This is a genomic window from Vulcanisaeta distributa DSM 14429, from assembly GCF_000148385.1.
GTDB classification, from domain to species: Archaea; Thermoproteota; Thermoprotei; order Thermoproteales; family Thermocladiaceae; genus Vulcanisaeta; species Vulcanisaeta distributa.
Genome location: NC_014537.1, coordinates 1,314,346 through 1,340,050 on the forward strand (window position 1 = coordinate 1,314,346; position 25,705 = coordinate 1,340,050).

General features: G+C 42.7%; 26 protein-coding genes and 1 tRNA gene. 13 read left to right on the forward strand and 14 right to left on the reverse strand.

Annotated features, from left to right (window positions below; genetic code table 11):
- Positions 1 to 33: 33 nt before the first annotated feature.
- From VDIS_RS06800 to feoB, 4 genes are all read right to left on the reverse strand, one after another.
- Entirely contained in the window at positions 34 to 741 is a 708-nt protein-coding gene (locus VDIS_RS06800) for an HTH domain-containing protein (protein WP_013336495.1), read from the reverse strand.
- Positions 742 to 823: 82 nt separating this feature from the next.
- Complete coding sequence (locus tag VDIS_RS06805; protein WP_013336496.1) at positions 824 to 1,753, reverse strand: alpha/beta hydrolase; 930 nt, start codon at positions 1,751 to 1,753, stop codon at positions 824 to 826.
- Between the two features lie 73 nt (positions 1,754 to 1,826).
- A complete protein-coding gene (locus VDIS_RS06810; RefSeq protein ID WP_013336497.1) occupies positions 1,827 to 2,111 on the reverse strand; it encodes a FeoA domain-containing protein in 285 nt (94 codons plus the stop codon).
- Positions 2,108 to 4,108 (reverse strand): ferrous iron transport protein B, encoded by a 2,001-nt coding sequence (gene feoB / locus VDIS_RS06815; RefSeq protein WP_013336498.1) that lies wholly within the window; start codon positions 4,106 to 4,108, stop codon positions 2,108 to 2,110. The genes VDIS_RS06810 and feoB overlap by 4 nt, the downstream gene beginning before the upstream one ends.
- Positions 4,109 to 4,309: 201 nt before the next feature.
- Here feoB and VDIS_RS06820 point away from each other — a divergent pair, with 201 nt between their 5' ends.
- From VDIS_RS06820 to VDIS_RS06840, 5 genes are all read left to right on the forward strand, one after another.
- Positions 4,310 to 4,984, forward strand: a complete 675-nt coding sequence (locus VDIS_RS06820) for a hypothetical protein (RefSeq protein ID WP_425358370.1) — start codon at positions 4,310 to 4,312, stop codon at positions 4,982 to 4,984.
- Positions 4,985 to 5,026: 42 nt separating this feature from the next.
- Positions 5,027 to 6,079 (forward strand): porphobilinogen synthase, encoded by a 1,053-nt coding sequence (gene hemB / locus VDIS_RS06825; RefSeq protein ID WP_013336500.1) that lies wholly within the window; start codon positions 5,027 to 5,029, stop codon positions 6,077 to 6,079.
- A 98-nt stretch (positions 6,080 to 6,177) separates the two neighbouring features.
- The gene (locus tag VDIS_RS06830) at positions 6,178 to 7,389 is read left to right on the forward strand and encodes an aminotransferase-like domain-containing protein (RefSeq protein WP_052885794.1); all 1,212 of its coding nucleotides are present in this window, start codon (positions 6,178 to 6,180) and stop codon (positions 7,387 to 7,389) included.
- A gap of 105 nt (positions 7,390 to 7,494) precedes the next feature.
- The gene (locus tag VDIS_RS06835) at positions 7,495 to 9,051 is read left to right on the forward strand and encodes a helicase HerA domain-containing protein (protein WP_013336502.1); all 1,557 of its coding nucleotides are present in this window, start codon (positions 7,495 to 7,497) and stop codon (positions 9,049 to 9,051) included.
- A gap of 32 nt (positions 9,052 to 9,083) precedes the next feature.
- Complete coding sequence (locus VDIS_RS06840) at positions 9,084 to 9,827, forward strand: hypothetical protein (protein ID WP_013336503.1); 744 nt, start codon at positions 9,084 to 9,086, stop codon at positions 9,825 to 9,827.
- Here the strand turns inward: VDIS_RS06840 and VDIS_RS06845 are convergent.
- The 3 genes from VDIS_RS06845 to VDIS_RS06855 form a co-directional block, all read right to left on the reverse strand.
- Positions 9,822 to 10,781, reverse strand: a complete 960-nt coding sequence (locus VDIS_RS06845) for an Mrp/NBP35 family ATP-binding protein (protein WP_013336504.1) — start codon at positions 10,779 to 10,781, stop codon at positions 9,822 to 9,824. The genes VDIS_RS06840 and VDIS_RS06845 overlap by 6 nt on opposite strands.
- A 56-nt stretch (positions 10,782 to 10,837) precedes the next feature.
- Positions 10,838 to 13,057 (reverse strand): elongation factor EF-2, encoded by a 2,220-nt coding sequence (locus VDIS_RS06850; RefSeq protein ID WP_013336505.1) that lies wholly within the window; start codon positions 13,055 to 13,057, stop codon positions 10,838 to 10,840.
- Positions 13,058 to 13,136: 79 nt separating this feature from the next.
- On the reverse strand, positions 13,137 to 13,793 hold the full coding sequence (locus VDIS_RS06855; RefSeq protein WP_013336506.1) for a hypothetical protein: 657 nt from the start codon (positions 13,791 to 13,793) through the stop codon (positions 13,137 to 13,139).
- A 133-nt stretch (positions 13,794 to 13,926) separates the two neighbouring features.
- Between VDIS_RS06855 and VDIS_RS06860 the strand changes: the two genes are divergently transcribed.
- The 7 genes from VDIS_RS06860 (at position 13,927) to VDIS_RS13215 (ending at position 17,161) form a co-directional block, all read left to right on the forward strand.
- Positions 13,927 to 14,616: an MBL fold metallo-hydrolase gene (locus VDIS_RS06860; RefSeq protein ID WP_013336507.1), complete on the forward strand. Its 690-nt coding sequence runs from the start codon at positions 13,927 to 13,929 to the stop codon at positions 14,614 to 14,616.
- A 48-nt stretch (positions 14,617 to 14,664) separates the two neighbouring features.
- Positions 14,665 to 14,943: a hypothetical protein gene (locus VDIS_RS06865; RefSeq protein ID WP_013336508.1), complete on the forward strand. Its 279-nt coding sequence runs from the start codon at positions 14,665 to 14,667 to the stop codon at positions 14,941 to 14,943.
- Positions 14,944 to 14,988: 45 nt separating this feature from the next.
- Entirely contained in the window at positions 14,989 to 15,564 is a 576-nt protein-coding gene (locus tag VDIS_RS06870) for a hypothetical protein (RefSeq protein WP_013336509.1), read from the forward strand.
- 96 nt (positions 15,565 to 15,660) lie between these two features.
- Entirely contained in the window at positions 15,661 to 16,089 is a 429-nt protein-coding gene (locus VDIS_RS06875) for a MaoC family dehydratase (protein ID WP_052885912.1), read from the forward strand.
- A gap of 54 nt (positions 16,090 to 16,143) precedes the next feature.
- Positions 16,144 to 16,236: transfer RNA gene (locus VDIS_RS06880), tRNA-Gln, on the forward strand.
- A gap of 248 nt (positions 16,237 to 16,484) precedes the next feature.
- Complete coding sequence (locus tag VDIS_RS06885) at positions 16,485 to 17,075, forward strand: DUF8196 domain-containing protein (RefSeq protein WP_013336511.1); 591 nt, start codon at positions 16,485 to 16,487, stop codon at positions 17,073 to 17,075.
- The gene (locus VDIS_RS13215; RefSeq protein WP_483756775.1) at positions 17,072 to 17,161 is read left to right on the forward strand and encodes a DUF8196 domain-containing protein; all 90 of its coding nucleotides are present in this window, start codon (positions 17,072 to 17,074) and stop codon (positions 17,159 to 17,161) included. Before VDIS_RS06885 ends, VDIS_RS13215 begins: the two co-directional genes overlap by 4 nt.
- A gap of 33 nt (positions 17,162 to 17,194) precedes the next feature.
- Here VDIS_RS13215 and VDIS_RS06890 read toward each other — a convergent pair whose 3' ends face one another.
- The 4 genes from VDIS_RS06890 to VDIS_RS06905 form a co-directional block, all read right to left on the reverse strand.
- Positions 17,195 to 17,953, reverse strand: a complete 759-nt coding sequence (locus VDIS_RS06890; protein WP_013336512.1) for a radical SAM protein — start codon at positions 17,951 to 17,953, stop codon at positions 17,195 to 17,197.
- Between the two features lie 129 nt (positions 17,954 to 18,082).
- Positions 18,083 to 18,916, reverse strand: coding sequence for a GlcG/HbpS family heme-binding protein (locus tag VDIS_RS06895; RefSeq protein ID WP_013336513.1), 834 nt, complete (start codon positions 18,914 to 18,916; stop codon positions 18,083 to 18,085).
- The gene (locus tag VDIS_RS06900; protein WP_013336514.1) at positions 18,913 to 20,127 is read right to left on the reverse strand and encodes an NAD(P)/FAD-dependent oxidoreductase; all 1,215 of its coding nucleotides are present in this window, start codon (positions 20,125 to 20,127) and stop codon (positions 18,913 to 18,915) included. Before VDIS_RS06900 ends, VDIS_RS06895 begins: the two co-directional genes overlap by 4 nt.
- A gap of 64 nt (positions 20,128 to 20,191) precedes the next feature.
- On the reverse strand, positions 20,192 to 21,124 hold the full coding sequence (locus VDIS_RS06905) for a radical SAM protein (protein WP_013336515.1): 933 nt from the start codon (positions 21,122 to 21,124) through the stop codon (positions 20,192 to 20,194).
- Between the two features lie 456 nt (positions 21,125 to 21,580).
- On the opposite strand from VDIS_RS06905, the gene VDIS_RS06910 reads away from it, so the two are divergent.
- Positions 21,581 to 22,036 (forward strand): SCP2 sterol-binding domain-containing protein, encoded by a 456-nt coding sequence (locus VDIS_RS06910; protein WP_013336516.1) that lies wholly within the window; start codon positions 21,581 to 21,583, stop codon positions 22,034 to 22,036.
- 36 nt (positions 22,037 to 22,072) lie between these two features.
- Here VDIS_RS06910 and VDIS_RS06915 read toward each other — a convergent pair whose 3' ends face one another.
- The 3 genes from VDIS_RS06915 to VDIS_RS06925 form a co-directional block, all read right to left on the reverse strand.
- Positions 22,073 to 22,393: a hypothetical protein gene (locus VDIS_RS06915; protein ID WP_013336517.1), complete on the reverse strand. Its 321-nt coding sequence runs from the start codon at positions 22,391 to 22,393 to the stop codon at positions 22,073 to 22,075.
- Positions 22,394 to 22,485: 92 nt separating this feature from the next.
- Positions 22,486 to 24,165: an ABC transporter permease gene (locus VDIS_RS06920; protein ID WP_013336518.1), complete on the reverse strand. Its 1,680-nt coding sequence runs from the start codon at positions 24,163 to 24,165 to the stop codon at positions 22,486 to 22,488.
- A 71-nt stretch (positions 24,166 to 24,236) separates the two neighbouring features.
- Complete coding sequence (locus VDIS_RS06925) at positions 24,237 to 25,652, reverse strand: ABC transporter substrate-binding protein (RefSeq protein WP_052885913.1); 1,416 nt, start codon at positions 25,650 to 25,652, stop codon at positions 24,237 to 24,239.
- Between the last annotated feature and the right edge of the window lie 53 nt (positions 25,653 to 25,705).

The window sequence follows — 25,705 nt, forward strand, 5'->3', positions numbered from 1 at the left end:
ATGTGAAAGTAATATTGTAAGTAATATTGTTTATTAACCATTAATTTTCACGAGAAAGGGACACCTCGAGTCAAGCGTATATCCCCTTACTTTGCATTTTAAGGCAATCACCCTGTTACTTACTGTAACGGCCTTGCACCCATCATTTAATGTCGTTGTTGGTAGCAACATCATCAATGCCTTGGCAATTATGCCCTGCGCCTTCATGACTAATTCTTCATTACCCAATTCCTCAATCAGCAGATCTAGTATTGACTTTCTATTTACATTATGAAAATCATTTGGGATTAGTAATAATACGGATTTAGGAAAGCCAAGCGATGGTAGCACATGCAATGGATCCAGCCCGTCCTTAGATGCCTTAATCATGAGCAACTTAAAGTAAGCGTTAATGCATTCATTACCAAATTCATCTAAATCCCATTCATGCCCTACCATGAATGTTACATCTTGACAAAGATCATGGTCGTTAATGAAACCGCCCACACACAAAAGCTCTAATGCGATTAATCCCTTAGTTGTCACTATGTAATGGTTCTTATCAGCCCTTATGATATAGCCCCAACTCATTAGGTCTGCTATTTTTCTATATACTGTCGCCACGCTCATGCCTGTGTAGTCCACAATTAGTTTGTATAGTGATGATCCATTTACGGCGCCTTGATCTCTTATTGCACGCATGATTACCTTCAATATCATCTTCAGTATTAGTAAATGAACAATATCTATGCCCGTAATCATTATTAATTATTTTTAACTAAAATTATTTTTATTTTTATCCATTAATTCAAACTCATGGCACATTCAATCGCTCTAATCCTCACTAATACTTGTTATAAAAGACCTGCTTTAATGTTGATCCAATAAGTCCAATTACTGCCCTCGCGTGTGGTACTGGGAATCCGTAGAATCCGTGGGTTACTCCATTGAATCTTACGGTTACCGTGGGTACCCCTGCCTCGGCAAGCTTTGCGGCATAAGTCTCTGCTGAGTCCCTTAGTGGGTCGTACTCTGAGGTTATTACTAGGGCTGGTGGTAGGTTGCTTAGGTTGTCTACTAGTATTGGTGAGAACCTTGGATCGAAGGCGTCAGCAGGGCTCCTGAGGTATGCCCTATTGAAGAATGCCATTGCTTCGCGCTCGAGGAATAAACCAGTGGAGTATTCCCTAATAGTGTATGATGCCAGGTCAACGCCAACGAATGGGTTTATCAGGACTTGGTACTTTAGAGTTGGTTTTAGTCCCTGGTCTCTAGCCATTATTGCAACTACGGCGGCTAAATTACCACCGGCGCTATCACCACCAATGGCCACCTTCTCTGGGTCACCATTGATTTCCCTGGCATGTTCGAGAACCCACTTGGTTGAGTCTAAGGCGTCAATTACGGCTGCTGGGAATTTATGTTCAGGGGCTAGCCTATAGTCCACGGAAACCACCACGCAATCGCAGGCGGCGGCTAACTCACGGCATAGTGGGTCGTAGGTTTCCACGTCGCCAAGTACGAAACCACCACCGTGAAGGTAAACGAGAACTCCGAAATTGTTGCCTTCTCTGGGTATGTAGACTCTGGCGGGTATTTTTGCCTCGGTGCCTGGTATGGTTATGTCGTAGACCTTATAAATGGGTCTCCTTGGCTGTGACGTGAAGAATGCCCTAAACATCTTCCTGAACTCATCAAGTGATACCTTGATCATTTGAGGCATTACCTTATTCAGCTCCTCAAGGATTTTCCTAACCGCCGGATCCAGGGGCATATTTGCTAGCCCAGGTTAATGCCCTAAAAGTGTTTGCTCTATATAGGCATTAAACTAATACAAAAACACACCATTAATGGCTCCAACCCCACCTCCTCCTATGTCTATGCCTGGCTGGTTCTGGCCTTGATATAATGGATACGAGGGTGCTAGATGCGATATCGGCATCAAGCACAATTACCGACCCATCCTCCCTCTGAACGAGGACCGGTCCACAGGGCGTACTTATTAGTACCCTAATAACTGAACCAGTCATTAAACCGAGGTCGATTAACCTATCACTACCAAGTTTGACTATCTTTACCAGTGAGTTATTTGGTACCCTATTTATTGATATATACTCGTTATTTACACTCATACGAACAACCTCGATGCAATTAATGCCATGTGATAAGCCATGTATGCTAATCCTAACGCTACTAGGAACTGTAAAATCGTGTTGATCACCGTAAGCCTTAAGCCCACAACCTGTTTCTCGGTAATAAGCGTTGCAATACATGGTGAGTAGAAGGTTGTAAAAACTATCAGTGCTATGGCGGATGGCAGCGAAATAAATGATTTAACCGCATGAATAAGCCCACCCTCCTCAACACCATACATTAAAGCCAGAGTGCTTAATACAACCTCCTTAAATATATACCCATAAACCAACGCCGCAGAGAACTGCCAGGGTATGCCTATTTGGCTTAACAATGGCGACAATGCATTACCTATTATGCTAAGCCACGTTTGCCTCAGGAGCACGGGATTATCAAGAGCCTTTGGGCCTATTACACCACTTGGTCCACTTATTGAAAGGAACCACATTACTATTATAAAAATCACTATTAACGCCCCAGCCCTGGAAATGAATTCATAAGTATAATGCCAAACCTTCTTAATGAATGCCTTATGTAAGGGTAATACTAATGGAGGTAATGTGTAGGAATACGGCGCTTTTCCACCTATGAACTTTAAATGTACCTTTGAGAAACTCGATATAATAATCACGCCGATTAACGCCACTGCATATGGTAGTACAACAACGAGGCCCATTAAATGCGGTAATACTGCGGCGGCTATTAATGATATTATCACGAACCTGGCGGTGCATGGTATATAGGGGATCATTAATGCAGTGAGTACCCTATCCCTAATGTTTGGCATAGCTTTAGTGGCGGTTATTGCAGGTACGTTACACCCAGAGCCGGCGATTAAGTATATTAAACCCCTTGAAGGGATACCAACACGCCTTAACCACCTCTCTATTGGGAATGATATTCTCACGATCAATCCTGAATCCTCTATAAACGCTATTAAGAGGGCAACCCCAAAGACGTAGGGTATAAAGTCTATTAATGTTGATATCCCATTCCACACCCCATCAATAATTAATGACCTAATTAATTCATTGGTTACGTAATACCCAACAACATCATTTATTGGCAATGAATTAAGGGCAGTTGATAATAGGTCCACCAGTGGTTCTAGAGCGAGGAATATGGTCTCAGCTACTACAAATAATAATAATAAAATGGAGATGATTGGTCCGTATTTAGGATTCATGAATAATTCGTCATATTTACTGAACGAGGGCTTTCCACTCTTTATAACAAACCTATTAATAAGTGATCTTACAACATTCCAGCGCATAGCCGCGACATAACTACTTACATCTTCAATCTCTCTACGGGCGCTCTCAATCAACTGCCTAACATAATCATTATTCAATAGGCTACCTATTATTTCCTTCGCAACTGGGTTATCACTGATCACCTCTATTGCAAGCCCCCGTGATATTCCGAGGGTATTAGACAAAGTCTCTATGTATTTCTCAAGTTTTCCGTAATTAATAATATGCGTATTACCCTGCCCTAATTCATATATCTTAATTATCATATTCTTCAATTTACTCAACCCGGCGCCCTTAGCAGCTACTGTAGGTAATACAGGTATTCCTAAGGCTTTACTTAATCCTTCAATGTCGTATTGAAAGCCCCTCCTAGATGCTAAATCCATCATATTAAGAACTAGAATTACAGGTTTACCTAGTTCAAGGACTTGAATAAGTAAGTAGAGAGTCTGTTCAGGGTCAAGTGCGGATCCAACCACTATTATGCCGTCATAGTCACCCCGTAATATCTCCCTGGCAGCCACAGACTCATCAACCATATTGGCTCTAAGGCTGTAGGTTCCTGGTAAGTCTATGATTGATACTTTAATTCCGTTAATGTTGTATTCAACTCTATTTATTGAAACCGTGGTACCTGGGTAATTGGCAATCCTTATAGTAACGCCACTGAGTTCACTGACTATGGTGGATTTACCACAATTTGGTATACCAGCAATAAGAACCTTGATATTATTATCACGCATTTAGTAATCAACTCTCTGTTATATAAGCTACTTAAAAAGCTATTCTTTGGGCTGAATTAGGGTAGCCCTAACAGAAAGGTTTATAAATATCATTAGGGTAACCCTAATAATATACAGAAAACCACATTCTCAAGAAGGTCACCCAAGATATGGCTATTGGCGGTCATTATATCAGTGGCCATAATTATTGCCATAATGTCAATGCCTGAAGTACTCGAGCCCCTTGCCAAGTACATAGTTAAGTCTATGGGACCCTACTGGTTAATTGCTGTACTCATTGTTGGTGTAATACATGGTTTGAAGCCTGATGAGCATACTTGGCCAATAACGGTGACTTATGGCTTGATGCAGAGAAACGTGGGAGGTGTTATAGCCGCAGTTTCCGTATTTGCCGGTGCCTTGACCCTAGTGTGGACTTTGATGAGCGCCTTAATTGGTGAGTTGATGGGATTACTTAATACTTCGATTCTTGATCCATACGTTGATATAATTGTTGGGTTAACAATGATAGGGGTTGCCGCATACCTAGTATTTGGAAGGCATGGGGATTACCATGACGTTAAGACCGCGGATTATAAGTTAATATGGATTCACGGCTTAGCCGCAGCATTTGGTGGTGATTTCTTCATAGTATTAATTCTGACCATCGCCATTGTTCCCATGATCACGACTGACTTATCATTCCTGGTTGGTTTCATGTTTGGTTTTGGTTCTTGGCTAGCCCAGACCGTCATAGTGCTGGCCATCTATAAAGGTGTGATTAAGAGCGTTGGTGATTGGAGCGTTGTGGCTGAGGCCGGTAGGATTGCCCTTGGTATATTGGGCCTGTTCATGATTGGCCTTGGTATCTACTCATTCTTTACCCCCAGTGATTAGGGAAGCATTATTTTTAAACAGGTGTTTTGGCGTTTCAGTATTGTGGTTGTTACTGAAAGTATTAGGTTGAGGAATTACCTGTTTAATTATCCCGTTAATAGGCCCAGGAGGCTTAGGTCGAATGTGCTCATTAGGAATATGGTTGCTGAGACTATGCTCAGGCCTGATGACTTCGTAATGCCCATATTCGTCAGGGAGGATATTAATGAACCTGAACCCATTAAGTCATTGCCTGGACAGTACAGGTGGCCCCTTAATGATAAGTTGATCAACTTCGTTGATCAGTTGGTTAGTTCTGGCATTAGGTCGGTTATTTTATTTGGCATACCTGAGCATAAGGATGAGTGGGGTAGTTCGGCGTACGATGAGCATGGCATAATACAGAGGACGATTAAGTTCCTTAAGGACTCCTTTGAGGATAAACTCATTGTAATGGCTGACGTATGCCTATGCGAGTACACGGATCATGGCCACTGCGGTGTTGTTAAGAAATTGCCTGATGGCAGGTATATAGTTGATAATGACTCAACAATAGAGCTCTACGCCAAGACCGCAGTGACATACGCGGAGTCTGGTGTTGATGTTGTTGCGCCGTCCGGCATGATGGATGGGCAGGTTAAGGCAATTAGGGAAGCCCTTGACAGGGCCGGCTTTAATGACGTTGTCATAATGGCTTACAGCGCTAAGTACGCGAGTTCGTTCTACGGTCCGTTCAGGGAGGCCGCAGCCAGTGCGCCTAAGTTTGGTGATAGGCGTAGTTATCAGATGGACCCGAGGAATGCGCACGAGGCCCTTAAGGAGGTTGCCATGGACATTAATGAGGGTGCTGACATAGTCATGGTTAAACCAGCAATGCTTTATCTTGATGTTATTAGGCTTGTGAAGCAGAACTTTCCTGAGGTTCCGTTGGCCGCCTACCAGGTCAGTGGTGAGTATGCAATGCTTAAGGCTGCTATAATGAATGGTTGGCTTGATGAGAAGAGGGCAATTCTTGAGTCTTTAATTGCCATTAGGAGGGCTGGAGCAGATTTAATAATCACGTACTTCGCAAAGGATGTTGTTAATTATCTCGATGAAATTGAGAGACTCTTCTGATTAATGACTTAGTCTAAAAATAAGTATTTATTCAATATACTTATTTTTATTCTAGAGAAAACAATATAAATCCCTCTAACCACATCATGTCGACCAATATGAATATTACTCAATTCCTGGCTGATAGATCAAAGTTAATGAGAGCTTCTGAAATCAGGGAGTTACTGAAGTGGGTTACTGAGAATGTGATTTCCTTTGGCGGTGGAATGCCCGACCCATCGTCATTCCCCGTTAAGGAAATAATTGAGGTAACGAGGGACGTATTATCAATAAAGGCCGATAAGGCACTTCAGTATGGAACCACTGGCGGTGTAACGGAGCTAAGGGAGGAAATAGTTAGGTTTATGGGTAAGGAGGGTATTAGGGTTGATGGTCCTGAGAACGTAATAATTACGGTTGGTAGTCAGGAGGCCCTTGATATAATTGGTAGGTTATTCATAAACCCTGGAGATTACGTAATTACTGAAAGTCCAACGTACTTAGCAGCATTGCAAGCCTTTAGGATTTATGGACCTAGGATAATTGGTATACCCATGGATAATTATGGAATTAGGGTTGATATTCTTGAGGACACGATTAAGAAAGTAATTGATGATGGCGGTAAACCCAAGTTCATATACGTAATACCCACCGGTCAAAATCCAACGGGCATTACAATGAGTATGGAAAGAAGAAAGTCGCTACTTGACATCGCCAGTAGGTATGACTTATTAGTAATTGAGGATGACCCATACGGCTACATATACTTCGGCGATGAAGAGCCGCCTGCAAGACTTAAGGCAATGGATAGTGAGGGTAGGGTTATTTACCTATCCACATTCAGTAAGATAGCTGCGCCCGGGCTTAGGCTTGGTTGGGTTGCGGCGAGTAGTGAGGTGATTAGGTGGTTTGAGCTTGCTAAGCAATCAATTGACCTGCACACATCGACACTTAATCAGTACATAGCCGCTGAATTATTGAGGAGGGGTGTTATTGAGAGGAATATACCGAGGATTAAGGAGATTTATAGGAGTAAGAGGGACCTAATGCTTCAAGCGTTAAGTGAGCACATGCCTGAGGGTGTTACCTGGACTAGGCCCTCAGCTGGCATGTTCATTTGGTTAACAACGCCTGAGAAGATTGATACTGGTGAAATGCTTAATGTTGCCATTAAGAAGTATGGGGTTGCTTACGTACCAGGTAAGTCCTTTTACCCAAATGAGGATAGGCATAATGACATGAGACTTAACTTCACATACCCAACACCGCAGCAGATCTTCGAGGGCATTAAGAGACTCGCACTGGCCATTAAGGAATATCTATCACAGTAGTTTCAGTTCTCAGAAATTTAATGAAGTTTCACGTGGGGTTTATCATAAGTATCATAGTTTAATACTCTACGAATCCTTATAAGCTACTAAGTAGATCCTAACTCAATGCAGAGAGGTAATACTAGTGATAGTTCCATTAATGAACTTAGCATTAATAAATTAGGTGATGTGCTAGGGATTGTCGAAAAGAGTATTAATGAAAACAGTAGATTAATATTAACCGTAAGCTCGAAACTTAGCTATAATGACTTAATCAGTAAGTTATTCATTGGTTCGTACGTCGTGGTTGTTGATGCATCAACAGGTAACGAAGCGCTCCTTAGGGTTAATAAGGTTGAAAGCATAATGAGCCCACCGCTTTCAATAAAAGGTACTAACTCAACGTACGTTAGGATTGCCGGCGATTTCGTAATTTCACGAGTAAGGGGAAATGGTTCATATCGTTATTCATCACTAATCGTAATACCCATCAACGGTAGCTTGGTTATTTATCCAAGTAGCGAAGTTATTAGGGAATTCCTCGGATTGACAGGAAATTTGTCATTTGGTAAGGCATTAATTAATGGGTACGACATACCAATAACGTTAAGTGAGGATGCACTTAGTGGGGGCTTGTTAATAATGGGTCAGCCAGGTTGCGGTAAGTCCTTCTTTATAAAGAGGTTGATTAAGGAGTTGTATTCGACAAGTAGTTATGAGAATATAGTAATACTTGATAGGACAGGTGAGTATACAAAGGATATTATTGAGAATGGAATCGACGCATCCGCACTGATCCCGGTAGATCTTATGAAGCTGGGTCGACCAGCGGATATTGATGAGTTAAAGAAGTACGTTGTCGATAAGTTACGTATTCTTGGCTTTCAGAGAAGGAAGGCTAAAATTTCGATGAGTATGTCGAAGAATGATGGTATTGAATTTAATATTGACTTTCGGAGGAAGGGATTTGGTAAGTTGAGTATTATGCCATTATCCATTAGGTTCAGGTGGTTTATTGAGAGGGCGGCTAATTACCTGGACCCAGAGATTAAGTACGTGGTCACGACATTAATGATGGAGAATGAGAAGGCACTTAATACTGTGCAGAGCTTCATTAGTGCGATTAAGGATCCTGAATTACTCAACATAATTGGTAGAGGGCCAATAAATAAGGCCGTTGATCTGGCATACTCGCTAAAGGACACGGGGTTCTTCGATGCAATGGTTAACATTGATGGTGAGAACATGGATATCTCGGTGTTTAGCCCAATAAGGGTTTTGAGAAGTAGGGTTGCGATTATTGACCTTCACGAATTACCTGATTCATTAATGAGTATTTACGAGATTATACTCATAGAGGATATCGTTAAGTGGTTTATAGGTTCTAGGGATAATAAGGTGATCATGATTGTGGATAATGTGGAGGGTCTCATGGGTAATAAGGACTTATTAAATTCATTAATTAATAGCATAAGGATTGGTAGGTCCCACGGCATATACTTCATAGTAGCTACCAGGCTTTTCTCGAGGAAACTCTATAGGGAGTTTGGGAACCTAATGATAATGAGAATGAACAGCTCTACGAAACTTGGGTGTCAAGAGAATACAAACCTACTTAATAATGAGTTCATACTAATCTCTCCATGGCTAAATATTAACTGTATTAAGGGTTCAATAGCGTAATTCTTAATTAGTGGTTACGACTATTGCCCATAATGGCGGTCATAATAGCTGAATTACCACCACTGAGGAGAATTGATAATATAGATAATTACCTGAATATGATTGGTGGTATTATTGATTATGTAACGCATATTGATATTCCTGATTCCACATTCGCAAATCCTTCAGCAAATGCAGTACTCATAGGTGCATTGATTAGGCGTAGATTTGGTAATGTTGAGGTTATTGCGAATGTTAGGGTTGCCGACCATAATAAGGTTGGGCTTACGGCACTAGTAATGGGTGGTTTAATTAATGGCGTTAGGAATTACCTGCTAATGAGGGGCGACCTGGGGCCTGGCGTTACGGCAGTCCCTGATTTAACGCCGGTAAGTGCCATTAATTATTTAAGGAGTATTGAGCAAATCAGTGGCGCTAGGTTTGGTATCTCCATATCAAGTTTTGAGGAGAGCTACATAAGGGAAAGACTAAACGCAAAGCCTGACTTCGCAATGCTTCAATACACATTATCGATGGATGATTTAATGAGGGTTTTTACCGTGAATAGGGAGTTTAACGTTGATGTTTATCCAGCGTTATTAATAATCACTAATAAGTCGGCTAGGGTTATAGGTAGGATACTCAATACTGAGGTTCAGGTAAAGCCTGACCCAATAGATGATGCGATTACCAGAGCCCGTGAGCTATTGAGGTACTTCCCCGGTATTTACCTATCAGCTCCAGGGGACTTTGAGGCAATAGTGGAAGCTGCAAAGGCCTTAAGAAAGTACCTATGATTCTTCCTGGTTTTCCTCCTCTTCCTCACCGGGTAACCTAAGTAATGACTTTATTTGCTTCTTGGCAGTGGCTTCGACCTTAGCCTCAAGCCTATCTTTGTACATGGCTATTATCGTATCCACAATACTCAGTATAGCCCTAGCGGTATCTGACGTAGAGTACTTCATTAGGAAGGGCTCGCCAAGGTCATTAGACTCACCAATCCTTGGATCAAGCGGTATCATGCCAAGGTACGGCACGCCATACTTATCCGCCATTTCCTTACCAATCAACTTACCAAAGATGTAATACGTCTTTCCAGTCTCGGGGCAGTAGAAGCAGCACATGTTCTCGACTACGCCGGTTATCGGTATTTTAACCTTCCTCGAGAAATCAATGGCCTTCTGCACAATCCTCTTTGATACATCACTCGGTGCAGTCACTATTATGCTACCAGTCATCTCGTTAGCAAGGGCCTGGGCTATTGTTAATGGAGCATCACCAGTACCTGGTGGCAAATCAATGAACAAGGCATCTAACTCACCCCAGCGTACATTACCCAGGAAATCCTTAATGGCCCTATCAACCAATGGACCCCTCCAAATGACTGCGGTATCATCAGTGGGTAGTAAGAAGTCCATGGAGACCACCTTTATGCCGAATGGTCCTTCGGCAGGTATTATCTTCTCATCCTCACTAAGGTAAAGATTAGCGCCGACCAGACCGAGTAGTTTCGGTATTGTTGGGCCATATACGTCAGCATCAAGTATGCCGACTCTATAACCCCTCATCGCGAAGCCCAATGCTAGGCTTGCCGTGACGAAACTCTTACCAACACCACCTTTGCCGCTCATTATTGCGAACTTGGTCTTGATGGTCTTCATTGTCTGAGCAATTTCGCCAGTGTCTAATGGACCTGCCTTCTGCACGGATACCCTTATCTTACCCCCGCCTTGACTACTTTGTGATGACATGCGTATAACAACTACACTTGATGTATTTAAAAATCAAACTCCTTAAGCCATTATTTTTAGTACTGTGATACGAAGTCCTCAACCCTCGGAATCTCCTTAGGCAATCCCTTCCTCTCCCTAATCTTCATTATCATATCAACGAGCATGTTCTCGGGAACAGGGGACCACCTTGAGAACTGAAGGCTCCAAAACACCCTACCAGCAGTTGCGCTCCTAAGCTCGTCGCTGAGCGTGAATGATTCAATGACCGGTATTTCGCCCTTAATAGTTACCATGTACTCAGACTGAACCATATCAAGTACCTTACCCCTATGCCTATTCAACACACCAATCACAGAGCCGATGTTCTCCTGGGTCGTCTTAGCCTCTATTGACAGCATTGGCTCAAGTAGTGTTGGTTTAGCCGCGAGTATTCCAGCCATTATGGCGTTCTTAGTGGCGGGCATTATCTGGGCTGGACCTCTGTGGGCTGGGTCCTCGTGAACCACGGCATCATGCAGTATCACCTTTATACCCCTAACAGGCTCCTGAGCCAGCGGGCCAGCCTGTATTGACCACCTAAAGCCCTGCACTATGTAATCCCTAACCTCCCTGAGGTACTGAATACCCGTTGTCTTATCAACGAAGACATTGATGTACTGCTCATCCACAGCCCATATACCCCTGGCCTCATCAGTATCCCAACCAGCCTTCTCCCTAAGTATCTTAGCCCTCTCCCTTGGATCCTGATCATCCGTTACCTCACCAAGTTGTATAAGCCTAATTGTCTCCTCATCAAGTGGCTCAACGCTTATATAGAGCTTGTTGTGCTTATTCGGTGATTTACCCTCAAATGTCGGCGACGCAGTCCTAACAGTCTCTCTAAACCTAACCAATGGCTGTGATACTGTGAAGTCCAGCTTAGTCCTCTCCTTGAGTAACCATGTGGCTATCTCTAGGTGCAGTGTACCAACACCACTAAGCAGTACCTGCCCCGTCTCCTCATCAATCTTCAAGCTTAGTGTTGGGTCCTCAATCGTTAATTCCTTAAGGCCCTCCACAAGCTTCGCCAAATCATTCGGGTTCTTGGGTTCTATAGCCACTGTAACTACCGGCTCGCTTATGTACTTCATTCTCTCGAATGGAGCCGCCACATCCTTAATCGAGGCAGCCACGATTGTTTCGCCAGCCCTTGCATCATCAACTCCCAACAACGCGACTATGTTACCAGCCGGCACCTCGGGTATTACAATCCTATTCGGACCCATGTATAGATACGTCTGCAAAACCCTCTTAGCCGTCTTGGCATTTATTAGGTAGACCTCGTCGCCCTCCCTAATGGTACCGCTGAACACCCTGCCAGTGGCTATTAAACCGGCGTGTGGGTCCTTATTCATCTTACTAACGGCTATTACCGTTGGTCCATCAGGGTCAGCCTCAAGTAATGCCTTACCAAGTGGTGAATTTATGTCGCCCCTCCAAATCTTTGGTATCCTATACTTCTGAGCCACATTTGGCGGTGGTACATGCTCAACGATCATGTTCAGAATAGCCTTATAGAGTGGGAATTCCTGCGCCAGCTCATCTACGTAGTTCTTCTCGTAGGCATCGACAATATTGCTGAACTTGAGGCCCGCCTTAGCGGCCTGCGGTATGGTCACACCCCACTTATGGAGCGCCGAGCCGAGCGCGACCTGGCCCTTGGCTGGGTCAACCTTCCACTTATCCTTGAAGGCTGGGTCTGCATACATGTCAATTAGGTTGTTAAAGTCCTTAACGATCTCCACAATCCTTTGCTGAATCTCGTTGGGGCTCAGCCTAAGCTCCTTAATTAACCTATCAATCTTGTTAATGAATAGTACGGGCCTAACCATCTCCTCCATTGCCTGCCTAACCACGGTCTCGGTCTGCGTCATGACGCCCTCAACAGCATCAACGACGACCAACGCGCCATCCATAACCCTGAGGGACCTTGTGACATGGCCCGTGAAGTCCACGTGGCCTGGCGTATCAACGAAGTTGATTATGTATGGCTTACCCTCATACTCGAAGTATAGGCTTATGTTAGCTGCCTTAACGGTCATCTGCCTCAACTGCTCAATCTCGACGTAGTCCATTGCCAGGGCCTTACCAGCAACCTTGGGGCTAAGTAAACCGGCGCCCATTAGTAATGAGTCCGTGGTTGTCGTCTTGCCATGATCAACATGGGCTAGGGTGCCTGCGTTTCTAACCTGAGCAGGGTTTCTCATTATTGAGAGTATATCCTCAATTTTCTTCTCGATAATCCTAACTGCCATCGATAATCAGAACCCAACGTTAAGTAGCCCTAATAAACCTTTCTAATAACGATATTGACAATAGCAAGGCATAAGTGCGCTAGGCATGTAGCGTTAAGTGAGAATTGCATGAATTAATTAATGAACGTAATGCACTGGAGCAATTAAGGTAATACTTAGCATCAATTAAGTAGTTATTGGTTAATTCATTCAATTCACTAATTATGAAGTCTCTCGATGCCTTTGAATATCCCTTCTTACATTCTATTCCCAATGAATAATCAACCAACAAATAGTAAGTAGCAGGTATGGCAATCTCCAACGGTAATGACTCAAGAAGCAACTCCTTAGCAACATTTAGGTGAATATTACCATGCCCAAGGTAATGACCACCACCAATACCGACCAAGTGGGCAATCTCATGCGCCAGGACTTGCCAACCCCAATAGGCTGCGCATTTACTAAAGTCACGCTTAATACGCCAGGCCCCAATATGGATACTGACGGACCTATACCTCCTAATGTACATTACATAGCCATAAACATGCCTATGACCAACATTACCATGAATATACACACTACGTACATCTTCAGGAACACCGAAGGAACGAGCGTTATTAAACATGGTAATTATGAAGTTGGTAATACCCTGATTATCAAAGCCACCGATATTCAGTATGTCTATGACGGAACGATTAATGACATATTTAACCCCATTATTCAACGCCCTAACCCACAACGCGTGAGAACTCAGCATGATTTATAAGTAAAACCCATCAGCTCCAGGCTAATTTCCTCATTAATCGGCGGAGGTGCATATCATCACTACTAAGGCTAAATACAGAGCAGATTAATATACTTAATAAGGAATTAATTATTGAGAGCAAGTAATGGTTAAGTGGATCAGACTCATGGTAATTAATGATAATAAGCCAAACCCACCATTACTGAACGATTGGGGCTGGAGTATATTCATTGAGACAGATAAGTGGATATTACTTTACGATGCAGACACGGAGCCGAGAATTATGGAGAACAACATCAAGGCCTTAGGTATAGACCTCAATAGGGTTAACGCAGCCTTCCTCAGTCATTATCACGCAGATCACTATGGTGGATTTAAATACATTGGTAAGGTCAGGAAGGGATTAACTGTCTATGTTCCTGAGGTAGACAATATACTGCGTAAGTGGGACCTTAACCCAATCACCGTTAACGATTCCCGGGAAATACTTGAGGATGCTGTTACGACTGGTATCATGAGTGGTATGGGTGTTTATGAGCATTCACTGATTGTTAAGTTGAGTGGTTATGGCTCCGTTGTCGTGGTTGGTTGTTCCCACCCTGGCATTGATAAAATCGTGAAGAGGAGCCATGAATTGCTCGGTGATATTTACCTGGTAATTGGTGGTTTTCATGGTCCATCTAGGCAACAGCTTGATATTGTTGCTAGGTACTCAAGGTACGTATGTCCGGCTCACTGCTCAGGTGATGAGGCTAGGCATTACATGAGTGTGCATTATCGTGATAAATACTGCGATGTTAGGACAGGGACAGTAATTAACCTGCCAATCACTTAATTCAACCTAGAATGGTTCTTAAATTAGTGGCATTATCGTTGATTGGTAATGGTTAGTAAGGATGTAGTTTTCGATGAGGTTAGGAAGGTTGGTAGGGAGTGGGTGATTAGGGGTAGGGTTAAGAGTAGGTCTAGGCCCAATACTTGGCATAGTGTTGAGGCTAGGATTAGGAGGTTGGAGAGTGGTGAGGTGACCATGGTTGGTAAGTGCGATTGCGAGGCATTTACTAGGGGTCACATGGTTTGCTGGCACATGCTTCATTTGACCAATGTCTTCATTAGAAATAGGCGCAGGTTGGTTCGCGGCCTTGGGATTTCTGTTAATTAGTAATTGAAAGAAAGATTTATAACACAGAGCCTTAGGCAGTTTATTGTGCTTGACCTACTTTCAATCATAGTATTCATATACCTAACGGGAAACAACTCACTGGTAATCATAAATGCCACATTATACACACCAGCACTGTTAATGAACATAACACTCCCAGTACAGCCCCTGGGTCCTGTGACGGTGATGAATAGTACAGGGCAGTCAATACCCTACTACATATCGAACAATGAGATATACCTATCAATGGTTAACCCAGGGAACATAACAATAACATACACACCATACATAAATGTCCTAAGCAATGGAACATTACAACTTAACATAAACACTAATTATGAAACCCAGATCTACATGGCAAGCAATGTACTGCCAACGTCAATACCAAGTAACATACAGGGATTTCAGACGACAAGTAATGGCATTGTATTAACACTCACACCAGGTAACTACGTAATAAATTTCATAACAACAGGCCCCATAACTACCACGGAAGTCGCCCATACAATGAAGACGAGCACGTACCAACCCATTACCTACTCATCATTAAGTTACGTAATAGTAATAATCGCAATAGTCCTAATACTATCAATATTACTCATTATTAGGCATAGGAAATAATTCTGAGACCTGGGTAAACATTAATAATGTGAGCATTATTAACATAATGTGAGCCTAAAATTACCACCATACACATTCGACGACTTCCAGGTAGGCATGAAAATGAGGTCACAGGGACTAACGATCACTGAGACACACATAATACAATTCGCCGGGTTAACGGGGGATTACAACCCACTACATGTTGATGACCTATTCGCAAAAGAGACCATATTTGAGGGTAGGGTGGCCCATGGATTACTAGTCCAGGCGCTTGCCGTGGGTCTCTTCGCGCCGTTAGTCGCCGGAACAACGATCGCATTGCTCGAGGTTCACTCGAGGTTCCTGAAGCCGGTAAAAATCGGAGATACAATATACGTAGAGTCCGAGGTCGTCGACAAGAAACCAAGTGAGAAGTACAACGGTGGCGTGATAACCTTCAAGCATGAGGTTAAGAATCAAAGAGGTGAGACTGTAGCCACGATAGAAACGAAGCTATTAATAGCAAGGGGATTAGCAACAAAGAGAAACGCGTTAAGAGCATAATGCCGTAAAATACGACGAGTAGCGCTTTTAAACTGGTTTCTTCTCATTGTTATTAGCCGGGTCGTCTAGCGGCCAAGGATGGCGGGCTTTGGACCCAACAGGGGTAGAAACCCGTTGACCCCGGTTCGAATCCGGGCCCGGCTACCACCTTTACATTCAACTCCTTTGATTTTATACCATGATTCAATGCGTTTCGTGTTACGGTTCATCTCCATAGCCATTGATGTTCCTTTTTAGAGAGTATGTATATATCTAGATGGTGTATTAAATTGCCGTTACTGGCCTTTTAGGTTAGTGGAGAGGATATTCATCTTCGGGCTGGTTATAATGACAAGATTGAGCTCAGGGACCTCATTGCATGGGTAGATTTCTATTTATAATTGCGCCTATTTATTGTGTTTTTGAAGGATGAGTTCCTGAGATTGCTTGAGGAGGATAGGGAGTTTAGGTATGCTATAATGGGTTTGTTGGGTATTGTTAATCTTAGGAATGCGGTTAGTGACTTGGTTAGTGCGATGAGGGCATTGACTGAGGAGGTCAAGGGTGTTAGGGCTGATGTTAATGAGCTTAAGAGTGGCTTTTCGTCCCTTGGGAATAGGGTTAGTAAGATCGAGACAAGAATTGGTAGTATTGAGACGAGAATTAGCAGTATTGAGGCAAGGCTTGACGGAGTTGAGGTGAGACTTGATAAGGTTGAGGGTAGACTTGATAGAATTGAGGAGAGTCTTGATAGGATTGATAGAACGATGGAGCGCATGATAATGTCGCTTGAAGAGGAGGCGAATTACGTGGCTCAGTATTACCTGGGCCAGAGAGGTATAGTGGTTAAGACTGGGCCAACGTACCTAGACGCTAGGTATGAGTTTGATATTTACGGCACTAATGGTAGGGTTACAGTTGTTGGCGAGGCAAAGGTTAGGGCTGGACCGGACACGGTTAGGGAGGTTAATGATAGGGTTAATGAGGCTATAAAGCAATTATCGTGAAGGTGCTCTATTGCATGAGGGCGTTGCCTGGCACGGTGGAGGAGGCTAATAGGCTCGGTATATGGCTAATTGAGTCAGTCAGGTAGATTAAGCGCCTTCTAATTACTTGTGAGGCACCATTAGCGTGGTCTTGGATATAATACAATTACCTCGCTGGATCTTCCTAATCTTTCATGGCTCATTGCCTTGACATATTTACTCGCGCTGTTCATGGCGTCACTTAACTCCTCTCTCGTTGGTCTTCTCCATGGTGTTCCAGGTATTGGTATTAATGGGTCAATTATTAGGACTGGATCCCTCACAATACTTGCCAGGTACTTTGCAATTTCCTCAATGTCCTTAGCATCATTTAGGCTAGGTATTAACACGGTCTCGAATATGACTCTGACATTGCTCTTTATTAATCTCCTTATGTTCCTCAGGACTGGTTCGAGGGGTTTCCCTGTGTACTTAATGTGCTTATCTGGATCAAGCGTTTTAATTCCAATTACAACCTCGCAGTTGGTGCATTGACTTAACTCGTTTAGTAGTTCATTACTTATTTCGTAGGCATTCGTTAGTAGTCTTATCCTTAATTTTCTATCTCTTAACTCCCTTATTATTGTTGGTAACATAGGATCAATCGTCGGCTCCTCACCCCCAAGAACAGTCTCCTCTAGTCCGTAATTTATCATGGCATCATCAATTATACTCAGGAATTCATCAATGTTTAGTAGTCCTTGGAACTTCAATCTGACAAGCTCCTTGTTTTCTAGGTGATGGTCCCATGGAGTCAGCCTTCTTATGCACCATGGACAGGTGAAGTTGCATCCTAGGAATTGTACGTATGCTGAGCGCAGGTCTATGTAGTACGTTATGTGACTTATTCTTGTGCTCACATGGTTGGTTAGAAATCCTATTTTTAAGCATGGCAATTATCAAGTAAAGTTAATAATGCATTGCATTGATTTTTACTTTGATGCTGATGACTTGCCCAACTGATGGGTGATGTGGATTAGGGGCTGGGCTTAGATGATTGGTTCTGCGTCAGTACTCTTCAATGCTGAAATTGCTATCTCCTTATCATCCTGGGGCTTATTACCAGCAACACCAATAGCGAATAATGAACCCTGTAACTTAAAGGGTATTCCACCGGCCGTCACTGTCAGTCTCTCATTCCAACCAATACCATACTCAATACCTACCTCATTAACTATGGAATCTGATGGGACTCTAAAGGCTACTGCTGTCCAGGCCCTATCGCGTGAGACCTCAATATAGCCATAGGGAGTCCCATCCATCCTATAGATCAATACCGGCCATCCCCACTCATCAGCTATTGTTATAACCACTGGACGCAGCTTCTTCTCTATGACATAGTTGATCACGGCATCTGCCACCCTCCTTAATGACCTAAGTCTATCCTCGCCGGCGAAGTCTATATGATCCTCCCTATAAAATGCGCTCAACCCCGCCTGTGCTATTGCCTCATCCTCCTCAGCAGAGCCACCACTATGCCCTATACCACCAATAACTCTATTGCCCGAGACCACGGGTACCGAGCCGGGTATTATCGTGAGCCTACCACCATACTTAACATTAAGTCTCCAACCCTGACCCCTCGTAATAACCTCAAGAACTCTAGCTGATGTTTTCATTGTTGCTGCAGTCCAGGCCTTGTCAATTGCTATATCGAAGGTCGCGGGTGGGCCATTGTCCCTACGTTCAACCGCAATTACATGACCACCCTCATCAACCACGGCAAAACTACCTGGTGGCACCTTATTATCCTGGGCATACCTAATCATTGCATTAATCATCTTCTTCGCGATATCGAGAGTTAAGAATCTTGGTACGCTCATGATGATACACTCCTCCTAGCCCTTGGGTCAAAACCCTTCTTAGGCTCAAGCCTAAGTCCCGACTGTATTAATAACTCAATTACCTTCTTACCGAGCATTGGTGATGCTGATACACCGGCAGGACCGAGCACTATGTTGATCCAGTTAGGCACGTAATCAGGTATGTCAACTACAAAGTCATGCCAACCAGTATCTGCGTTTGTGTATGCCATGAACCCTGTGAATGACTTAACGATATGTCTTTCAAAGGGTATTTCTGGGAATAATTCCTTAGCAACCTTAATATTATGATTAACGGCTTCCTCGCGAACAGCCTTATCACTCTTATATGTGAGTTCTAGGTAAATACCTGATCTGGCGAAACCATAAATATTAGGTAATACGGCCTTTACATGGGGTAAATCCTCCATCCTAGGTAGTACGTGTACCTCATGACTTATTAATTTACCAACCTCCTCATCAAAGTCTGTTAATGTACCCTTCAACGGAACTATTGAGAAGTTCCTTGCACCAACCATCTCAGCAACTCTATCAACCTCAATACCGGAGGCATTAATCACAAAGGTTGACTTAATGATCAATCCCTGCCTAGTATAGATACTATACGTTATACCTTGTCTTTCAATCTTAATAACTTCCTGTTTAAGTAAGAACTCAACACCATTAGCCTTAGCATTCTCAGCAAGAGCCTTGGCAACCTTAATCGGGTCTGTAATGCATAGATTTGGGTCATATAGTGCGCCCAAGGCGTTCGGCATAACATATGGCTCCATATCCAGAAGTTGCTTTCTATTCACAAACTCGAGGGGTTGAAAACTACCCTCAGGAATGTAATAAGGCGCATTTGGTTCAAGTGAGGACTTGAACGCCCTTGAATAAAGCCTTAGGTATCTCTTGAAATCAGCCTTATCCCTAATTAGCCAAAGACCACCAACCTTCTTCAATGGAAAGTTCAGTTCATCAGCAAGTTTCGGCCAAAGCGGTATGCTCTTAATATTCAATTCAGCATGGAGCGTACCTGGCCTGAATGACAGAGAATCGCCACCTTGACAGACCAAGTTATGGTTTGTTGATGTACTTTCTAGACCAACATCGTCATGCCTCTCAATAACAGCAACATTAATGCTGTATTGAGACAACTCACGAGCTATGGACACACCGGCAATACCACCACCAATAATCGCAACATCAAAATTAAGTGGTTCCGGCATATGTATTTGTACTTATTTTAGTTATTAAATAATGCAAATAAAGGAACTATATATTTAATGAAACTCACACGCTGGAATAAACTAAGTACTTAATGCCGTTGAACACAACCTCTTTTGTGAAGTTCCTTATTTCATCAAGAATAGACATATCCAAGTTATTCCTCTTAATAACATCCATTACCTGCTCGATAGTCATTGGTTGTATCTTAAGGATACCTAACAAACTATTTACTGGATCATTCCTATCTATATGAAACTCCCCTCTCTCAATATAATCTATTATGAATATCCTATCACTATTCACATACCTCGAAAGTACCCTAGCAAGATTAATTAGTACATCGGACGTTGGTGGCTTAACCCAGGACTCGGCTGGTGGCCTTGTCGGTACCATAATATAAACCCTATCCGGCTTATATCTTCTCATGGTATTACCTATGCGTTTCATTTCATCCTCATTATCATTCACCCCCTGCACAAGCATTACCTCGGTCCATATTTGCCCACTAAATATCTCACGGAACCTCTCAATACCCTCTATGAACCTATCAAATGTTATCTCCCTATGTGGTCTATTGATCAGCCTAAATGTTTTCTCACTCCCTGCATCAGTACTTACCTTAACCACGTTTAATTCACTTAACCAAGACCTGACGTTTTCATCAATTAACTTAGCCCCATTAGTCAGTATTGCCAATGGCTTATCCTGATTATTCCTAGCCCATTGTATTAGCTTTCCAAGCCCAGCATATAGTGTTGGTTCTCCATCACCAATAAATGTTAAATAATCATAATCCCTGGTCCTCGTAGCTATCTCTAACTCCTTAATTATATCCTCAGGTGGGTAAAACATTCTTAAGTCATTTATTACGTGCCTTGTCCTGCCAAGTTGACAATATATGCAGTTGAAATTACAGTACTTAAGCGGGACAACATTGACGCCCAATGATCTACCTAATCTACGTGAAGGTACAGGCCCAAAGACATAATTAGTCATGTTAACATCTAGGGTACTAGCATTGTATTTATTAAAATACTTTATTAAATGTTGTATTTCTATTTCTAATAAATTAGTAATTGAACATAAAAATAAAAAATAATTAATAAAACCTCTTTCTACATCTGTATACGTAATAAGGTATCACGTATTGAAGAGATAATGATATTATATGTATAATATTTAATTAATAGAAAGGGTATCCACTAGATAATGATTATTGCTTAAAGAGTTTTCGTAAATTTTTAGGATAGTTCTCTAATTAGTTATCTCGTGATTAGTCAAAGAGTTGAGTACTCAAGGAAAATATATCAGGAGGCCATGATGCAGTGCCTAAAGCCGTGGTACACCGATGATTGTCATAGGTGTAGATCGGAATTTAATAGGTGTTTAAGTAGTTACCTATTGTTATTAAACTAGGGGAATGTTTATAGAGTGTTCGTTAAAAATTATTGTGTGACGTACATATTTCCAAGTAGGGAGTGGGTTGATGTCTTATGTCTGAGCCTTAATAGCGATAGGGACTTCCTTAATGCGATAAATGGCTGGAAAATAGATTTATTATTAGTCGGTAGGAATCTAAGTCCCAATGTAATTAATTACCTGCAGAGAACTTACGGTGTTAATAGGGTTGATACGGTAGGTATATTCCTTAAATTCAATAATTCATGTAATGAGGCATCCTTCATTATAAATCCAGACGTTGGTTCGTACGATTACGTGGTTATTGCAGACTATGATGTGTGGCTTAAGGTCCTTAGTGGGTTGAGTGACCCGGTGACGACGATGCTTAGCGTGTTTAGGAAGCTTGAGGTTAGGGGTAGTATGGTTACACTGGTTAGACTAGCTGCAAACATAGTTTCGCCGATGGCAAGGGTTATTATGAGGATACCAACGGAGATAATAAGGTAATTTCTATTTTTAATTTTAATAGGTTATGGCGTTATGTTACCACCACCAATGCCACCAACGCCTTCCGCCATGCCATCCTCCGTAGAACCAACCCCAGCCTGGACCCCATGGTGCAGGTGGTGGGTATGGATAGCTTGCGTACCAGTTCTTGAAGCTCTTGCCAAGATCTGTTAATTCCACGTATTCCTCATTACCCTCCCTAACAACCCTTATTAAGCCTGCCATCTGCAGTGCACTTATTGCATAGTCAAAGGCTGCACCATAAAGTGGTACCTTGCTTCTTAAATCACTTATCTTAATCCTATCCGTTATCTGGTTCAGTATTATCCATGCGCCCCATCTCGTTATTCCGAACATACTTATCACCAATATCGGTTCTGATATCGGATTTAAAAACCTTTCTCATCATGCATTCTTATGAATAGCATAATGCATATGCATGTATTTAATTATCCCTTTATACCACCGATGTTAAATCCCTCAAGCAACCTACCCATTATTATATAGCTAAGCACCATGACCGGTAATGCAACCACAAGGGCTGATGATGCAAGCAATCCCCAATCAACCGCCTTACTCCTTATGGCCTCTATTGCGAATATTGTTACTGTCTGTGCGCCCGTTGGTGGGAAGTTGAATTGCCATGGGGTCTCCGTGAGTATTAATGGGTAGAATAGTAACTGCCAGCTTATTATGAAGGATAGTATCATGACCATGAACCAACTACTCCTGGTTATTGGTGCTATGATCCTAAATAACGTGTATGTTGAGGAGGCACCCTCAATCTCAGCTAACTCCTGATACTCATTTGGTAGATCCCTGTATATGTTAAAGAGGAGCCAGGCGGATAGTGTTACTGTGAATATGGGCTCAGCCAGTATCAGTGCCCACCAGGTGTTTAGGAGTCCTGAGTTCATAAATAGGATGTATACTGGGAATATGAAGCTCGTGGCTGGTAATGAGTATAGATATATCGTGATTAGTAACAACCAGTAAATGTTTTGCTTCGACATTATGTAAGAGGCTGTACCTGCAAGCACCGCTGAGATCGAGGCTACGAATACTCCAACAACGAGGTTTGTGGATATGTAGGGTGTAGAGCCGGTGAGTGCGTTCACGAAGTACTTGGCAGTAAAGGCGACTGGGTATAGTATTGGTGGCGATATGAAGTCATAGATATTAGGTCTAAAGGCGAGCACGACCATCCAATAAACAGGGAACAACAGGAAGAGAAGTACTATCACGGTTAATAACCATAGTAGTGAGTCATAGACTTTATCTGGTATTTTAACCACGGGAAGCCTTACATAAAGCCCACCACTACGCATAACGTAGAGTAATGCCGCGGCTGGTAATGTGGCTAAAGCCGCGAGTATAGCTGCTGCAGCCTCACCACCCGAGAAGTTACCAATGAAGTAAAGTAGGTCGAATATGAGGAGAGGCAGTGTTGTTGATGAGTATCCAGGTCCACCCTCTGTTAGCACGTATGGTATGTCGAAATTACCTAGTTGAAGTACAAATATTACTAGGAATGCGGTAAGTACGATCTTGAAAATGTAGGGTAGTGCAACACCACTGTAGTATTGCGAGAGGGAAGCACCATCTACCTGAGAAACCTCCTTAAGCTCCTTACTAATTGACTTAAGACCTCCAATGATTACCAGGTAGGCAAAGGACGTGCTGCTCCATATCCCTACAATTATTACTGCCCATATCGATAGACCAGGTATCGTGGTCATATTCAGCATGGGTATGTGAAACAACTTAAATAGGTAGTAGAAGGGACCGTACATTGGGTCGAAGAGCGTGTACCATATCATTGATGATGATATGAATGGTATCGTGTACGGAACAAGTATTATTAGCGACATTGGCACCTGCCATCTCATGGGTAAACTATCAACCCTAATAGCCAGTACCAATGCCAGTAATGTCGATATTAAAGCCGTCATTGTCGCGAAAAGTAATGTATTGTAAAGTGCCAGGTTAAACGTGCCCGGCGGAAAATCCGTTATTAAGCCCTTTATCGATGATGGGTTAAACCCAACGAAGTAAAAGGTTAGGATTAATGGAATTAATCCGAAGGCTAGTATGTATATTAAATATGGTATTAGCCAAAACCTCCTCATGACAGCCCAGTTACATATCGTGAAGAATTTAATTTTTAATTTTTAACTTAAGCTAACGTTATATGCAAGTATTAGCCTGAACAGGAACCATAGGTCTGAACGAGGGCGTTTATCCAGGACTCGGCCGCCGTATTCATCGCCTGCTGAGCATTTACCTGCCCAAGTAGGTAGCTAAACACCTCCTGGTTGAAGCTTGGTATTAGCTCTGTGTATGTAGGTGGTATGTTCGGTGGGTTTGCCCAGGCGTACTGAGCCGCGTCATAAACCGCCTCAAGCAACTCCTTATCATGCGAACCAAGAGTGCTATTACTCAGTAGCATTTGGAATGCCTCCTTTGATATTGGGAACTTATGGAAGTACAGGTACTCATATACCTGGACCTTAGGTGATACTAGGAATGCCAGGAATTCGAGAGCCAACTGCTTATGCGTTGAGTACTTACTAACGGCTAGGAAGTTAGTGCCAGTTTCTGCATAACCACCTGGTAATGGTGCTAAGCACGTGTCATTATAAACACTTGATGGTAAGTATGATAATTGGCTTACAAACATTAATGCAGCGGGAGCGTACTCAGCATATAGCTCAGGCAGGTTATCATAGGTTACCGGTGTGACGTTTGGCGGCGGCTCATAGGCCACGAGTTCCTTGTAAACCTCTAGAGCCTCAATACCGTCTGTCGTGTTAAAGTCAGGCAGTGGGTATGTACAACCTGGGGCTGGTGCTCCGTAGAACATTATGTTGAAGTTCGGTAAACCACCAATCTTACCGTCGTTAAGGTTTGGATCTCTCATGTACCACCAACCAAATATTGCTGGGTATGCATCTATTATGCCATGCGATACGTGATCATCGACTAAGACACCATACTTAGTTATTCCGTGACCCACGAGGAATTGATCAACCTCAAGCACGGTGGTCCAGTTCTGCCATGTTAATGGATTAAACTCAACACCATACTCACTATAGAACTCCTGAGCCAGTGTTTGGTTGTTGAATATTGAGCACTTATAGGCAAGCATGTAGGTCACAGTCTCGTAGGCTATGCCAATATACTCAATCTGCCCAGTCGTCGTGTTGTAAAACTCGCCACCAAAGGCCTCCTGAGGAGCCATTAAGTCGCTCATGTTGAATAGGGTCCCTACATATGGATTGAGCGGCAATACATAAGGCACAAACCTAAGTGATGATGTTGACGTGAACTCTATAATATCATACTCAGTTGAGTGAGCCTCAAGTGCCGTTAACTCGTTAGTAACGTACTGACTGAATGGGTATGTGATAACCTTGACATACACGTTTGGATGTTCCTCATGGAATAATTGACCGGCGAATTGTATGAATTGTGCGGTGGTTCCTGAGTAGGCAACCACAACTAAGGTTACTGTCTTAGGTGTGGTTACGGCTTTAATATAGTAATAAGCACCCACTGCTATTACTATCACAATTATAACACCAATTATGGCCCAGACAGTACGTGAAATACCCATCCTCACATAATAGATTGGCATACCTTAATTATAAGTATTTCCTAGGGTTAATT